Source organism: Cognatiluteimonas weifangensis (assembly GCF_003416885.1).
Taxonomy (GTDB): domain Bacteria; phylum Pseudomonadota; class Gammaproteobacteria; order Xanthomonadales; family Xanthomonadaceae; genus Cognatiluteimonas; species Cognatiluteimonas weifangensis.
In genome coordinates this window covers 284,391-298,625 of record NZ_QVPD01000002.1, presented here as the reverse complement: position 1 = coordinate 298,625, position 14,235 = coordinate 284,391, and the positions used below count along the sequence as shown (strand labels likewise).

The following is a 14,235-nucleotide window of genomic DNA, read 5'->3' as shown; positions in this document are numbered from 1 at the left end:
ACTGCCGGGCCGGGGCCGGTTCGCGGCACGCCGCTTGCATCGGCAGGGCATCCCGACTGGAGTCCGCCCGTGCCCGCCCCCGCCGCACCCGCATCTGCCGCCGCCGCTTCCGCTCCCGCGCCCACCGCCAGGAAGAAGCCCGCGCCGCGCCGCTCGCGCAAGGCGCTCTGGTTCTTCGTCGCCATCGTCCTGCTCGGCGGCGCGGGCGGCGGCTGGTGGGCCTGGCACGCGCGCGCCACGGCGGCGGCCGCCCCGAAGAAGCCGGCGGCGCCGGTCCGGGCGCGGGCCCAGTACTACCCGCTGGAACCGTCCTTCGTGATCAACCTGGCCGACGTCGACGCAGCGCGCTACCTGCAGGTGGACGTGCAGCTGATGACCCGCGACGCCGCCACCCTGGCCGCGATGGAGCAGCACGCGCCGGCGCTGCGCAACCGCCTGCTGCTGCTGTTCGGGCAGCAGACCTCGCAGTCGCTGGCCGAGCGCCGCGGCAAGGAGCGCCTGCAGCAGCAGGCGCTGGCCGAGGTGCGCGCGGTGCTCAAGGGCGAAACCACGGCCGACAAGGTCGAGGCCGTGTACTTCACCAGCCTGGTGACCCAGTGAGGCGATGAGCGATGAGCGCTGACCTGCTCTCCCAGGACGAGATCGACGCCCTCCTGCACGGGGTCGACTCCGGCGCGGTGCCGACCGAGGCGCCGCCGGCGCCCGGCGAGGCGCGGTCGTTCGACTTCGCCACCCAGGACCGGATCGTCCGCGGCAAGCTGCCGACGCTGGAGATGATCAACGAGCGCTTCGCGCGGACCTGGCGGATCGGCCTGTTCAACCTGCTGCGGCGCGCCGCCGACCTGTCGGTGCGCGGCATCGACCTGATCCGCTTCGGCGAGTACATGCACTCGCTGCAGGTCCCCAACAACCTCAACCTGGTGAAGATGAAGCCGCTGCGCGGCACCGCGCTCATCGTGTACGAGCCGCGGCTGGTGTTCACCATGGTGGACAACTTCTTCGGCGGTACCGGCAAGTTCCACACCCGCATCGAGGGCCGCGAGTTCACCCCCACCGAAATGCGGGTGATCCAGCTGCTGCTCAAGCAGACCTTCGCCGACCTGGTCGAGGCCTGGGCGCCGGTGATGCCGGTGGAGTTCGAATACATGAACTCCGAGGTCAACCCGCACTTCGCCAACATCATCTCGCCGCGCGAGTACATCGTGGTCAGCCGTTTCCACGTCGAGCTGGAGGGCGGCGGCGGCGAGCTGCACGTCGCCCTGCCCTACGCGATGCTGGAACCGATCCGCGAGCTGCTCGACGCCGGCGTGCAGAGCGACCGGGTCGAGCGCGACGAGACCTGGACGCGCGCGCTGCAGACCCAGCTGCAGGACGCCGAGGTCGAGCTGAGCACCACCCTGACGCAGCGCCAGATCAGCCTGCGCGCGCTGAGCCGGCTCAAGGTCGGCGACATCATCCCGATCGACCTGCCGCGCAGCGTGGTCCTGAAGGTCGAGGACCTGCCGCTGTTCACCGGCGAATTCGGCACCCACAACGGCCACAACGCCGTCAAGGTCACTGCGGTCAACCGGCCGCGCCTTTCTTCCCTGGATCCCGCGAGCACGCCATGAGCACGCCAGACCCCGCGGCCCGCGCCGCTTTCGACACCCTCACCGCCGACGCCGACGCGGGCGGCAACGACCTCAACCTCGACGTCATCCTCGACGTGCCGGTCTCGCTGTCGCTGGAAGTCGGCCGCGCGCGCATCCCGATCCGCAATCTGCTGCAACTCAACCAGGGCTCGGTGGTGGAGCTGGAACGCGCCGCCGGCGAGCCGCTCGACCTGTACGTCAACGGCACCCTGATCGCGCAGGGCGAGGTGGTGGTGATCAACGACCGCTTCGGCGTGCGCCTGACCGACGTGGTCAGCCCGGCCGAGCGCATCAAGCGCCTGCGGTGAGCGGCGTGTCGGCGATGGCGAGCCTGGCGGTGGACGGCATCCCTGCGCCCGCGGCGGCCGTGGCGACGCCCGTGCCGGAGCAAGCGCCCGTAACGCCGCAACCGGACGCCACGGCGCCACCTGCGGCAGCGCCCACCGCGCCGCAGGCCGCCCCGACGACGGCGGCGCAGGCCGCGACGACCGATGCGGCACAGGCGAAGCCGGCGACGACCTGGCTGCCGGCCGCATCCTCGCGCACCGGCACCGCCCTGCACGCCGGCACCACCCAACCGGCGCCCGCGAGCGCGCCGCCCGCGCCGAGCACCACGGGGGCCGTCGGCGGCACCGCATTCGCCCTGCTGTTCGTGCTGGCGCTGATCTTCGCGCTGGCGTGGCTGGCCAGGCGCATGCCCGGCGTCGCCGGCGGCAGCCACCGCGCGCTGCGGGTGGTCGCCTCGCTGTCGCTCGGCCCGCGCGAGCGGGTGGTGGTGGTCGAGGTCGGCGGCACCCAGATGCTGCTCGGCGTCGGCGTCGGTGGCACCCGCGCGCTGCATACCCTGGCCACGCCGCTGCCGGAAGCCGAAGCGCCGCGCGCGCCGGCCTTCGCCCAGCTGCTGGCCCGGCATCTCGGGAAGAAGGCATGAGCCGCTGGTTGCACCGATGCTTCGCCGCCGCGCGCGTCACCGGCGGCACGCGCGCGATCGCCCGGCTCGCCGTCCTCGCCCTGCTGTTCCTCGCCGGCGACGCCTTCGCCCAGGCCGCGCCCGCGGTGGCGGCCGCGCCGCAGGCGCTGCCCGCGGTCAACGTCGGCCAGATCGGCGGGCAGCCGGTGAGCATGCCGCTGCAGGTGCTGCTGCTGATGACCGGCATCACCCTGCTGCCGGCCGCGCTGCTGGGCGTCACCGCCTTCACCCGCATCATCATCGTGCTGGGCCTGTTGCGACAGGCGCTGGGCACCGGGCAGACGCCGTCCAATCAGGTGCTGCTGGCGCTGGCGCTGTTCCTCACCGCGATGGTGATGATGCCGGTGTTCGACCAGGCCTGGGCGAACGGGATCGCGCCCTACCTCAACCATACGATGGACTTCAAGAGCGCGTGGGCGGCGGCGTCCGCCCCTTTCCGCGCCTTCATGCTGGCGCAGGTGCGCACCAGCGACCTGATGACCTTCGCCGGGCTGTCCAACACCGGGCCGTACGCGACGCCGCAGGACGTGCCCTTCGGCGTGCTCGCCGCATCCTTCCTGACCAGCGAGCTGAAGACCGCGTTCGAGATCGCGTTCCTGATCTACATCCCGTTCGTGATCATCGACCTGGTGGTCGCCAGCGTGCTGATGTCGATGGGCATGATGATGCTGTCGCCGATGCTCATTTCGGCACCGTTCAAGATCCTGCTGTTCGTGCTGGTGGACGGCTGGGTGCTGGTGGTCGGCTCGCTGGCCGGCAGCTTCAACGGAATCTGAGCGATGACCCCGGAAACCGCCCTCGCCGAAATCTACGCCGGACTGCAGCTGGCGATGCTGCTGGCCGCGCCGCCGCTGCTGGCGGTGCTGGTCGTCGGCGTGGTGGTCGGCGTGCTGCAGGCGGCCACCCAGATCAACGAGCCGACCATCGCCTTCGTGATGAAGGCGATCGCGCTGGCCGCGTCGCTGGCGCTGACCGGTCATTTCCTGCTGGGCCGGCTGGTGGGTTTCACCCTGGACCTGTTCCACCGCATCCCGCAGGTGATCGGATAGGAGCCGCGACCGGCCATCGATGATTCCTGATTGCAGAAACAGCGCTCCGCGCTTGCTTTCGCGGATCATCGACCACCGACCACGAATCGCCAATCACGGCATGGACACCGTCACCCTCACCACCGCCGACGGCCTCAACCTGTTCGCCATGCTCGGCACGGTGCTGTGGCATGCGCTGCGGATCGGGGCGGCCCTGCAGGTGCTGCCGGTGATCGGCGGGCGCTCGCTGCCGGTGCGCGCGCGACTGATCCTGACGATCGCGCTGTCGGCCGCGATCTCGACCGTGCTGCCCGCGCCGCCGCCGGCCGCGGTGGATGCGGCGACCGTGCTCGACGTGGTGCGCGAGTTCGCGATCGGCGTCGCCATCGGGATGATGGTGCGGCTGGCGTTCGAGGCCGGGCGGCTGGCCGGCGAGATGATCGCGCAAGGCATGGGCCTGGCCTTCGCGACCCTCGCCGATCCGCTCAGCGGCGCCTCCTCGCAGGTGCTGTCGCAGTGGTTCTACCTGGTGTTCGCGCTGCTGTTCTTCACCCTCGACGCGCACCTCGCACTGGTCCAGGTGCTGGCCGACAGCTACCGCACGCTGCCGATCGGCGCGCCCATCGCCGATCTGCCGGCCTTCGTCGCGGCGGTGCCGGCGTTCTTCAACATCGTGCTCAAGGCCGGCGTGCTGCTGGCGCTGCCGGTGACCATCGCCCTGCTCGCGGTCAACCTCGCCTTCGGCGTGCTGGCGCGGGCGGCGGCGCAGCTGCACCCGATGGCGCTGGGCCTGCCGGTCGCGCTGCTGACCGGGCTGATGCTGATGGCGGTGCTGGCACGCGGATTGCAAGACCCGGTCGAGGCGTTGTTCGAGCAGGCCTTCGCGGCCGCCCGCGCCATCACCGGGTGAATCCATGAGCGAAACCGCCGATCGCGAAGACCGCACCCTGCCGCCATCGGAAAAGCGCCTGCGCGAGGCGCGCGAGCGCGGCGACGTCCCGCGCTCGCGCGAGTTGGCCAACGTGGCCGTGCTCGGCTGCGCGGCGCTCGCGCTGCTCGCCACCGGCGGCCGCGTCGGCGCCTCGGCGCAGGGCTGGATGCGCGGCGCACTGAGCGTGGATCCCGACCTGATCGGCCGGCAGGACCGGCTGATCCCGCACGCGGTGGAATTGCTGGCCGGCCTGCTGGCGCCGCTGCTGCCGGTGTTCGCGGTCGCCCTGCTGGCCTGCCTGATCGCGCCGGCGGTCACGTCCGGGCTGCAGTTCTCCGGCAAGGCGCTGCGCTTCGACCTGCTCAAGCTCAATCCGCTCAAGGGCCTGTCGCGCATGTACGGCCGCGACGGCTGGGTGGAACTGCTGCGCTCGCTGCTGCGGGTTGCCCTGGTCGGCGCGATCGGCGCCTGGATGGTGCACCGCGCCTTCCTCCGGGTGCTCGGGATGCCGCGCCAGGATCTGGCGACTGCCGCCGCCGAGGGCGTGTCGCTGCTGTTCCAGTGCTTCATCGCCACCCTTGCCGGAATGGCGCTGCTGGCCGCGATCGACGTGCCCTACCAGCGCTGGAACTGGCGCAGCAAGCTGAAGATGACCAAGCAGGAAGCGCGCGACGAGCACAAGGAGAACGAGGGCAATCCGGAGGTCAAGGCCAAGGTGCGCCGGCTGGCGATGCAGCTGTCGCAGCGGCGGATGATGGAGGCGGTGCCGAGCGCCGACGTCGTGGTCACCAACCCCACCCATTACGCCGTCGCCCTGAAGTACGAGGCCGGCCGGATGCGCGCGCCCAAGGTCGTCGCCAAGGGCGCCGACGAGATCGCCCTGAAGATCCGCGAGGTGGCAGACGCGCACCGGGTGAGCATCGTCGAGGCGCCGCCGCTGGCGCGCGCGCTGTACCGCCACGCCGAGCTCGAGCGCGAGATCCCGGTCAAGCTCTACGCCGCGGTCGCGCAGGTGCTGTCCTACGTGTACCAGCTCAAGCGCTGGCACCCGGCGCACGGGCCGATGCCGGTGCTGGCCGACGTGGCGGTGGATCCGAAGCTGTCTGACGGCGTTCCGCCCGGCGGGGAGGCGCCGCGATGAGCCGCTTCGCAGCCGTCGCCTCCGCGCTGCGCTCCGGCGCCGCCGCGCCGGTGGTGGTGATGGCGATGCTGGCGATGGTCATCGTGCCGCTGGCGCCGCTGGTGCTGGACGCGATGTTCACCCTCAACATCGCGCTGTCGCTGGTGGTGCTGCTGGCGGTGGTGTATGTCAGCCGGCCGCTGGAGTTCTCGGTCTTTCCCAGCGTGCTGCTGATGGTCACCCTGCTGCGGCTGGCGCTGAACGTGGCGTCCACCCGCGTGGTGCTGCTGCACGGCCACGAGGGCCCGGGCGCGGCCGGCCGGGTGATCGAGTCCTTCGGCCACTTCGTGATCGGCGGCAACTACGCGGTCGGCTTCGTCGTGTTCGGCATCCTGACCGTCATCAACTTCGTGGTCATCACCAAGGGCTCCGGCCGCATCTCGGAGGTGTCGGCGCGCTTCATCCTCGACGCCCTGCCCGGCAAGCAGATGGCGATCGACGCCGACCTCAACGCCGGCCTGCTGACCCGCGAGGAAGCCAAGGCGCGGCGCGAGGAAGTGCGCGAAGAGGCCGACTTCTACGGCGCGATGGACGGCGCCAGCAAGTTCGTGCGCGGCGACGCGATCGCCGGCCTGCTGATCCTCGCGATCAACCTGGTCGGCGGCTTGCTGATCGGCGTGCTGCAGCACGATCTGCCGTTCGGCGAGGCAGCGAAGATCTATTCGCTGCTGACCATCGGCGACGGCCTGGTCGCGCAGCTGCCGGCGCTGCTGGTCTCCACCGCGGTGGCGATGCTGGTGACCCGCGCCACCCGCGCGCAGGAGATGGGCGAGGCGGTCGGCAAGCAGGTGTTCGGCCAGCAGCGCGCGCTGACCGTGGCGGCGACCCTGCTCGGCGTGATCGGACTGGTGCCGGGCATGCCCAACATTCCGTTCCTCGCCCTCAGCGGTGTGCTCGGCTACGCGGCGTGGCAGCTGCACAGGCGCGACGCGGCCGCCGCCGGCGCTCCGGCCGAAGGCGCCGAAGCGGCCGCGACCGTGCCCGCACAGGCCGAGCTGACCTGGGACGAGGTGCGCCCGGTCGAGCCGCTCGGTCTGGAGGTCGGCTACAAGCTGATCGCGCTGGTGGACAAGGCGCAGGGCGGCGAACTGCTCGGCCGGCTGAAGGGCGTGCGCCGCAAGCTGACCCAGGAGCTCGGCTTCCTGATCCCCGCCGTGCACGTGCGCGACAACCTCGAGCTCGCGCCCGGCCAGTACCGGGTGCTGCTGCACGGCGTGCCGGTCGCCACCGGCGAACTGCACGCCGAGCGCCTGCTGGCGCTCGACCCGGGCCGCGTGTTCGGCCCGCTCGAGGGCCTGCCCGGCAAGGACCCCGCCTTCGGCCTGGAAGCGGTGTGGATCCTGCCGACCCAGCGCGCGCACGCCGAGTCGCTCGGCTACACCGTGGTCGACGCCGCGACCGTGGTCGCCACCCACCTCTCGCACCTGGTGCGCGAACGGGCCTCCGAGCTGCTCGGCCACGACGAGGTCCAGCAGCTGCTGGCCGCCGTCGGCAAGCAGACGCCCAGGCTCGTCGAGGATTTGACGCCCAAGCTGCTGCCGCTGTCGGTGGTGGTGCGGGTGCTGCAGTCGCTGCTGGCCGAACGGGTGCCGATCCGCCAGCTGCGGCAGATCGTCGAGGCCCTGCTCGAGCACGGCGCGCACACCCAGGACCCGGCCGTGCTGACCGCTGCGGTGCGCACCGCGCTGGGCCGCTTCATCGTCCAGGAGCTCAACGGCATGAACCCCGAGCTCCCGGTCTTCACCCTGGCGCCAGCGCTGGAACGGGTCTTGCAGGACTCGGTCAGCGGCGCAGGCGCCGCGCTGGAACCGGGACTCGCCGAGCGGCTGCACCAGAACCTCAGCGAGTGCGTCACCCGCCAGGAAGGCCGCGGCGAACCCGCGGTGCTGCTGGTCCCCGGCCAGATCCGCGCCTCGATCGCGCGCCTGGTGCGGCACAGCGTGCCGCAGCTGGCGGTGCTGGCCTACGGCGAGGTGCCGGAGGACAAGCGCCTGCGGCTGGTCGGCGCGGTGGGTTGAGAACCGGGATTGGCGATGGGTGATTTGGAGACGCAGATGCACAAGCCACGACCACCACGATCGAAGCGCCGGCTCCGCTGTCGCGAACCCCGGCTCACGGCTCACCAATCACGGCCATCCCCATGAAGATCAAACGCTTCGTCGCCCCCGACATGCGCACCGCCCTGCGCCTGGTGCGTGAGGAGCAGGGACCCGACGCCGTCATCCTGTCCAACCGCCCGACCGAGGGCGGCATCGAGGTCGTCTCCGCCACCGATTACGACGAGGCGCTGGTGCAGCAGGCGCTGCGCGCGGCGACGCCCGCCGCGGAGCCGGCGCCGGTGGTGCCGATCCGCCAGGCCCGCGCGAACCCGAGCACGGCGCCGGAGGAGCCGACCGATGCCGCGCCCGCGTCGCGCGCCGACGCGATGATCGCCGCGCTCGCCGGCGGCCTGCGCACGGCACAGGCGCAGCACCCTGCACAGGACCGCCGTGCGCCGCAGTGTCCGCAACCGCGGGCGCAGGCAGCGCCGCCGGCCCGGCCCGCACAGCCCGCGCCCGCGCTGCCGGGCATGCGCGAGGGCGACGAATTCCGCGCCTTGCTCGCACGCCTGGTCGAGGCCGAAGGCCGCGAGGGCGTCGTGTTGCCGGCCGCGGCCATGCCCGCCACACAGCCGACGCCCGAGCCGATCGCGCCGCCGGCGTCGCAGAGCGCGACGCCCGAACCCGCCGCGCGCCTCGCCGACGTGCTGCGCCTGGATCGCAACGCCGCCGGCGAAGCGCATGCCGCCGCACCGCAGCCGGTCGAAACGTCCACCCAGCCCGGGCCGGTCGGAGCGCAGCCCGACCCGGCGCCGGTCGCGCCGGTGCAGGTCGCCGCGGTCGCCGCCGCCAACGAAACCGACATCGCCGATGCGACGGAAGACGCCGCACCCGCACCGGTGTTGCGCGCCGTGCCCGCAGAAGACCCCGCGCTGGACGCGATGCGCGCCGAGCTCGCGGCGATGCGTGCGCTGATCGAGAAGCAGATGGGCGAGCTCGCGGTCGAGCGCCTGCGCGGCTCGCCCGCGCGCGCCGCGGTGTTCGACGCGCTGGTCGGCTACGGCTGCCACGAGGCCTTCGCCGAAACCCTCGCCAGCCGCATCGATGCGCGCATGGACCCGGCGCAGGCGCGCACCGCCATGCTCGACGAGTTCGCGCGCGCGATCGCGGTGCAGCGCGCCGAGCCGATCGACGACGGCGGCGTGATCGCCCTGGTCGGCCCGACCGGCGCCGGCAAGACCACCACGGCGGCGAAGCTCGCCGCGCGCTTCGCCGAGCGCCACCGCGCGCGCGACGTCGCCCTGGTCACCACCGACACCGAACGCCCTGGCGCGCGCGAGCAGCTGCATTCGCTCGGCCGCCGGCTGGGCATCACCGTGTGCGAGGCGGAAGGCCCGGAAGGCATCAACGCCGCGCTCGCGCAACTGGTCGACTACCCGCTGGTGCTGGTGGACACCGCCGGCTACGCGATGCGCGACCGCGCCCTGCTCGGCCAGATCCTGTGGCTGCGCACCGCGCGCCGCGTGCGCAGCCTGCTGGTGCTGCCGGCGAACGCCCACCCGCAGGACCTCGCCGAGGTCGCGCGCCGCTACCGCTCGGCCTCGCCGGAAGGCGTGGTCCTGACCAAGATCGACGAGACCGGGCGCCTGGGCGCCGCGCTCTCGCTGCTGGCCAGGCAGAACCTCAGCCTCGCCTACACCACCTGCGGCCAGCAGGTGCCGGGCGACATCGAGGCCGCCGACCCGACGCGCCTGGTGCAGGCGCTGGAAAAGCTCCGCCGCGCCGCCGACAACCCCCTTGCCACCGAGGACCGTCATGCCGTCGCCTGATGCCATCGCCAGCACCGAGACGCCGCGCAACGCCAGCCACAAGCCGGTCCGCGTGATCGCCGTCGCCAGCGGCAAGGGTGGCGTCGGCAAGACCTCGGTGTCGGTCAACCTGTCGCTCGCGCTGGCCAACGCCGGCCAGCGCACGCTGCTGCTGGACACCGACCTCGGCCTCGCCAACGTCGACGTGATGCTCGGCCTGTCGCCGCGCTTCACCCTCGCCGACGTGATGGCGGGCCGCTGCGAACTCGCCGACACCGTGCTCGAAGGCCCCGGCGGGCTGTGGGTGGTGCCCTCCGCCTCCGGCAAGCGGCACATGGCGGAGCTGTCCGCGCGCGAGCATGTCGGCCTGGTGCACGCCATCTCGCAGCTCGACCTGCCGATCGACGCGATGGTGGTGGACACCGCCGCCGGCATCGCCGACGGCGTGCTGACCTTCTGCCAGGCCGCGCAGGACGTGATCGTGGTGGTCTGCGACGAGCCCGCCTCGGTCACCGACGCCTACGCGCTGATCAAGGTGCTCAGCCGCGAGCGCGGCGTGAACCGGGTGCAGGTACTGTCCAACCAGGTCGCCCACCCGGCCGAGGGCCGCCAGTTGTTCGACAAGCTGGAGCGGGTCACCTCGCGGTTCCTCGACGTCACCCTGTCCTACCTCGGCGCGATCCCGCGCGACGAGTGGCTGCGCCGCGCGGTGCAGCGCCAGGAGGCGGTGGTCGAGGCGTTCCCGTCCAGTCCGTCCGCGCTCGCCTTCCGCGAGATCGCGCGCCGCGCGTCGCAATGGCAGGCGCCGGCGGGTCCGCGCGGACACGTCGAATTCTTCCTCGAGCGGCTGGTGTCCGCGCCGGCCCGGAGCGCCGCCGCATGAACGCCACCGCGGCCGCCGCCTATCGCGCGCAAAGCAACGCGGACGCCGCGCAGATCGTCGAGCGCCACGCCGAACTGGTGCGCCGCATCGCCCACCACCTCGCTGCGCGGCTGCCGTCGAGCGTGGAGGTCGACGACCTGATCCAGGCCGGGATGCTCGGCCTGATCGAGGCCGCGCGCAATTTCCAGGCCGACCAGGGCGCGTCGTTCGAGACCTACGCCTCGATCCGCATCCGCGGCGCGATGATCGACGAGATCCGGCGCGGCGACTGGGTTCCGCGCTCGGTGCACCGACGCTACCGGGACGTGGTCGCCGCCACCCGGGAAGTCGAGCAGCGCACCGGGCGCGCGGCCACCGCGCAGCAGGTCGCCGCCGCCCTCGGCGTGTCGCTGGCCGACTACCACGCGATGCTGGAGGACGCGGCGCGCGGCCAGCTGCTGAGCCTGGACGAGCAGATCGAGGACCACGACGGCGAGCCGCGTTTCGCCCGCCACGACGGCCTGACGCCGCAGCGCGCGTTCGAGGACCTCGCCTTCCGCGGCGCGCTCGGCGAGGCGATCGCCGGCCTGCCCGAGCGCGAGCAGCTGGTGCTCTCGCTGTACTACGAGCAGGAGATGAACCTGCGCGAGATCGGCGCGGTGCTCAAGGTCAGCGAGTCGCGCGTGTGCCAGATCCATGGCCAGGCGATGCTGCGCCTGCGCGCGCGGCTGGGCGAATGGCGCGGCGAGGCGGCGGATGACGATTGACCGGCCCGACGGGGCCCGCGGGGGCGCCGGACAGCACCCGGCCCGGCCGCCCCGCGCCCGCGCGGCCGCATCGGGCGACGCGCGCCGCCCCGCCTCAAGTTCCACCACCGCCGGCCGATAGCCCCTCCGACGAACCCGACTTCCCGCCATGGACAAGAACATCCACATCCTCATCGTCGACGACTTCTCGACCATGCGCCGCATCGTCAAGAACCTGCTCAGCGACCTCGGCTTCTTCAACACGGCCGAGGCGGACGACGGCACCACCGCGCTGGCCGAGCTGCGCAAGGGCCCGTTCGACCTCGTCATCACCGACTGGAACATGCCGGGCATGCCCGGCATCGACCTGCTGCGCCAGATCCGCGCCGACCCCGCCCTGGCCAAGATCCCGGTCCTGATGGTCACCGCCGAATCCAAGCGCGAGCAGATCATCGAGGCCGCCCAGGCCGGCGTGAACGGTTACGTGATCAAGCCGTTCACCGCGGCGACCCTGAGCGACAAGCTGGCCAAGATCTTCGAGCGGCTGGAGAACGCCGCGTGACCGATGCCGCGGACCGCGACGCGCGCCAGCAGATGGTCCGCCACATGCGCGCGGCGCTGCGGGCGATCGAGCACGACGACGAGTCCGCCTGGCGCGCGCACGTCGACGCGCTGATCGAATGGCGCAGCCAGCCGCTGGTGCAGGGTCTGGCGCGGCTCGCGCAGGAACTGTCGCACGCGCTCGGCGACGGCGCCCCGTCCGGCATCGGCCAGGCGCTGCCGGACGCCTGCGCGCGGCTCGAGCACGTGGTCTGCGTGAGCGAGGACGCCAGCCACCGCACGCTGGGCATGATCGAGGAATGCCGCGCCCTGCTTGGCTCCCTGCCGCCGTCGCAAAGCCCGCAGCAGGCCGAGGCGCTCACCGGCATCCGCAGCCGCCTCGCCGAGATGACCGCGGCGCAGGGCTACCAGGACCTCAATGGCCAGATCCTGTTGCGCGTGGTCGACCTCGTGCGCCAGGTCCACGCCGGCCTCGGCGGCGCGCTGGCCGACGCGCGCCCGCTGCAGCTGCGCGCGCGCGGGCACGGCTACGGCCCCGCGGTCGCCGGCCTCGACGCGGCGCCCGCCACCCAGGACGAGGCCAACCAGCTGCTGTCCTCGCTGGGGCTGTAGCGGTGGGCACGGTGGAATCCGGCATCTGCGCCGACTTTCTGGTCGAGGCGCGCGAGATCGTCTCCCAGCTCGGCGAGCAGATGGTCGTGCTGGAGCACACGCCGGACGACCGCGATTGCCTCAACACCGTGTTCCGCGGCTTCCACACCATCAAGGGCGGCGCCGGCTTCCTCGACTTTCCGCAGATGGTCAGCGTCTGCCACGCGGTCGAGGACCGCCTCAACGCCGCGCGCAGCGGCGAGCGCACACTCGACGCCGGCGCCTTCGACGCGACCCAGCAGGCGATCGACCTGCTCGCCGACATGCTCGACGCGGTGGCGACGGGCGTGACGCTGCAGCCGCCGCCGGAAAGTCTGCTGGATGCGCTGCGCCTGCCGGCAGCCGCGCCGGCCGCCTCCGCACCCGCCGCCGCGCCGCCGACGCCGGTCGCGGTGGCGGTCGCGGTCGAGCGCGCCGCCGATCCGGTGGAGGACGACTTCGATTTCGAGGCCCTGCTCGACAGCCTGCACGGCAAGGGCGGCGTGCCCGGCTCCACGCCCGCGCCGGCGGCTCCCGCGCCGGCGGCTGCCGCGTCGCCGCCCGCAGGGTCGCCGGCGCCGGTGGCGGTCGCATCGCACCCCGCCGCGCGCCCGGCGCGCGCCGTCGCCGGCGAATCCGACACCACCGTGCGCGTGGACGTGCGCCGGCTGGACGCGATGATCAACCTGGTCGGCGAACTGGTGCTCGCGCGCAACCGGCTGAAGACGATCCGCCCGCGCCTGCGCGACGAGGAACTGGACCGCGCGGTGACCTCGCTCGACGTCGCCACCTCGCGCCTGCAGTCGGCCGTGATGATGGCGCGCATGCAGCCGGTCGGCCGCGTGTTCTCGCGCTTCCCCAAGCTGGCGCGCGACGTCGCCCGGCAACTGCGCAAGTCGGTGGAGCTGGTGGTCGAGGGCGCCGACACCGAGCTCGACCGCAACCTGGTCGAGGCGCTGTCCGACCCGCTGGTGCATCTGGTCCGCAACGCGATCGACCACGGCATCGAGGCGCCCGCGCAGCGCCTGGCCGCGGGCAAGCCGGAGAGCGGCACGGTGCGGCTGTCGGCGCAGCAGGAGGGCGACCACGTCTCGATCGTGGTGCGCGACGACGGCGCCGGCATCGACCCCGAGAAACTGCGCCGCAGCGCCTGCGACAAGGGCCTGATCGACCAGGAGGGCGCGGCGCGGCTGTCGCCCGAGGAATGCCTGCAGCTGATCTTCCTGCCCGGCTTCTCCACCCGCAGCGAGGTCAGCGACCTGTCCGGCCGCGGCGTCGGCATGGACGTCGTGCAGTCCAGGATCCGCGAGCTCAGCGGCAGCGTGCAGATCCAGTCGGAAATCGGCCACGGCACCTGCTTCACCATCCGCGTGCCGCTGACCCTGGCGATCCTGCCGACCCTGCTGGTGGAGCTGGAGGACGACGTCTACGCGCTGCCGCTGGTACGGGTGGTGGAGGTGCTGTCTTCGGATCCGGGCCGGCCGATGGTGCTGGACGGCCAGCCGATGCTCGACCTGCGCCGGCGCCCGCTGCCGCTGCTCAGCCTGCGCGTCTGGCTGGGCCTGCCGGAAGCGCCGCTGTCGGCGCAGACCTGCGTGGTGCTGCAATCCGGCGAGCAGCGCTATTGCCTCGCCGTGGATCGCGTGCGCGGCCGCGAGGAAGTGGTGATCAAGGCGCTGCCGCGCACCCTGCGCGGCCTGCCCGGCTACGCCGGCGCCAGCCTGGTCGGCGACGGCCGGATGGCGCTGATCCTGGACGTGGACGGCCTGCTGCGCACCGGGCTGGGCAAGGAGCGCTGAGCCTTCGCCACCCTCGCCTCCGTCCCGGCCGGACGCCCGCCGGCGGACTC

15 protein-coding genes are annotated in these 14,235 nt (G+C 72.6%); all 15 read left to right on the top strand.

Features of this window, described 5'->3' with window-relative positions; genetic code table 11:
- Positions 1-69 precede the first annotated feature (69 nt).
- The 15 genes from D0Y53_RS03050 (at position 70) to D0Y53_RS02980 (ending at position 14,185) form a co-directional block, all read left to right on the top strand.
- Entirely contained in the window at positions 70-600 is a 531-nt protein-coding gene (locus D0Y53_RS03050) for a flagellar basal body-associated FliL family protein (protein WP_117201719.1), read from the top strand.
- 11 nt (positions 601-611) lie between these two features.
- On the top strand, positions 612-1,610 hold the full coding sequence (fliM, locus tag D0Y53_RS03045) for a flagellar motor switch protein FliM (protein ID WP_117201718.1): 999 nt from the start codon (positions 612-614) through the stop codon (positions 1,608-1,610).
- Entirely contained in the window at positions 1,607-1,939 is a 333-nt protein-coding gene (gene fliN, locus D0Y53_RS03040; protein WP_117201717.1) for a flagellar motor switch protein FliN, read from the top strand. The genes fliM and fliN overlap by 4 nt, the downstream gene beginning before the upstream one ends.
- 248 nt (positions 1,940-2,187) lie before the next feature.
- Positions 2,188-2,562, top strand: coding sequence for a flagellar biosynthetic protein FliO (gene fliO, locus D0Y53_RS12995; protein WP_117201804.1), 375 nt, complete (start codon positions 2,188-2,190; stop codon positions 2,560-2,562).
- Entirely contained in the window at positions 2,559-3,377 is an 819-nt protein-coding gene (gene fliP, locus D0Y53_RS03030; protein WP_117201716.1) for a flagellar type III secretion system pore protein FliP, read from the top strand. Before fliO ends, fliP begins: the two co-directional genes overlap by 4 nt.
- Positions 3,378-3,380: 3 nt before the next feature.
- Complete coding sequence (locus tag D0Y53_RS03025; protein WP_117201715.1) at positions 3,381-3,650, top strand: flagellar biosynthetic protein FliQ; 270 nt, start codon at positions 3,381-3,383, stop codon at positions 3,648-3,650.
- Between the two features lie 100 nt (positions 3,651-3,750).
- Positions 3,751-4,539, top strand: a complete 789-nt coding sequence (gene fliR / locus D0Y53_RS03020; protein WP_117201714.1) for a flagellar biosynthetic protein FliR — start codon at positions 3,751-3,753, stop codon at positions 4,537-4,539.
- Positions 4,540-4,543: 4 nt separating this feature from the next.
- Entirely contained in the window at positions 4,544-5,701 is a 1,158-nt protein-coding gene (gene flhB / locus D0Y53_RS03015; protein ID WP_117201713.1) for a flagellar biosynthesis protein FlhB, read from the top strand.
- Positions 5,698-7,758: a flagellar biosynthesis protein FlhA gene (gene flhA, locus D0Y53_RS03010; protein WP_117201712.1), complete on the top strand. Its 2,061-nt coding sequence runs from the start codon at positions 5,698-5,700 to the stop codon at positions 7,756-7,758. Before flhB ends, flhA begins: the two co-directional genes overlap by 4 nt.
- A gap of 122 nt (positions 7,759-7,880) precedes the next feature.
- Positions 7,881-9,608 (top strand): flagellar biosynthesis protein FlhF, encoded by a 1,728-nt coding sequence (locus tag D0Y53_RS03005; protein WP_117201711.1) that lies wholly within the window; start codon positions 7,881-7,883, stop codon positions 9,606-9,608.
- Positions 9,595-10,470, top strand: coding sequence for a MinD/ParA family protein (locus D0Y53_RS03000; RefSeq protein WP_117201710.1), 876 nt, complete (start codon positions 9,595-9,597; stop codon positions 10,468-10,470). The genes D0Y53_RS03005 and D0Y53_RS03000 overlap by 14 nt, the downstream gene beginning before the upstream one ends.
- Positions 10,467-11,216 (top strand): RNA polymerase sigma factor FliA, encoded by a 750-nt coding sequence (locus D0Y53_RS02995; protein WP_117201709.1) that lies wholly within the window; start codon positions 10,467-10,469, stop codon positions 11,214-11,216. Before D0Y53_RS03000 ends, D0Y53_RS02995 begins: the two co-directional genes overlap by 4 nt.
- 148 nt (positions 11,217-11,364) lie before the next feature.
- Entirely contained in the window at positions 11,365-11,757 is a 393-nt protein-coding gene (gene cheY / locus D0Y53_RS02990; protein WP_117201708.1) for a chemotaxis response regulator CheY, read from the top strand.
- Positions 11,754-12,368: a protein phosphatase CheZ gene (locus tag D0Y53_RS02985; protein ID WP_233511616.1), complete on the top strand. Its 615-nt coding sequence runs from the start codon at positions 11,754-11,756 to the stop codon at positions 12,366-12,368. Before cheY ends, D0Y53_RS02985 begins: the two co-directional genes overlap by 4 nt.
- A 2-nt stretch (positions 12,369-12,370) precedes the next feature.
- Positions 12,371-14,185, top strand: a complete 1,815-nt coding sequence (locus D0Y53_RS02980) for a chemotaxis protein CheA (RefSeq protein WP_425477027.1) — start codon at positions 12,371-12,373, stop codon at positions 14,183-14,185.
- Positions 14,186-14,235 lie beyond the last annotated feature (50 nt).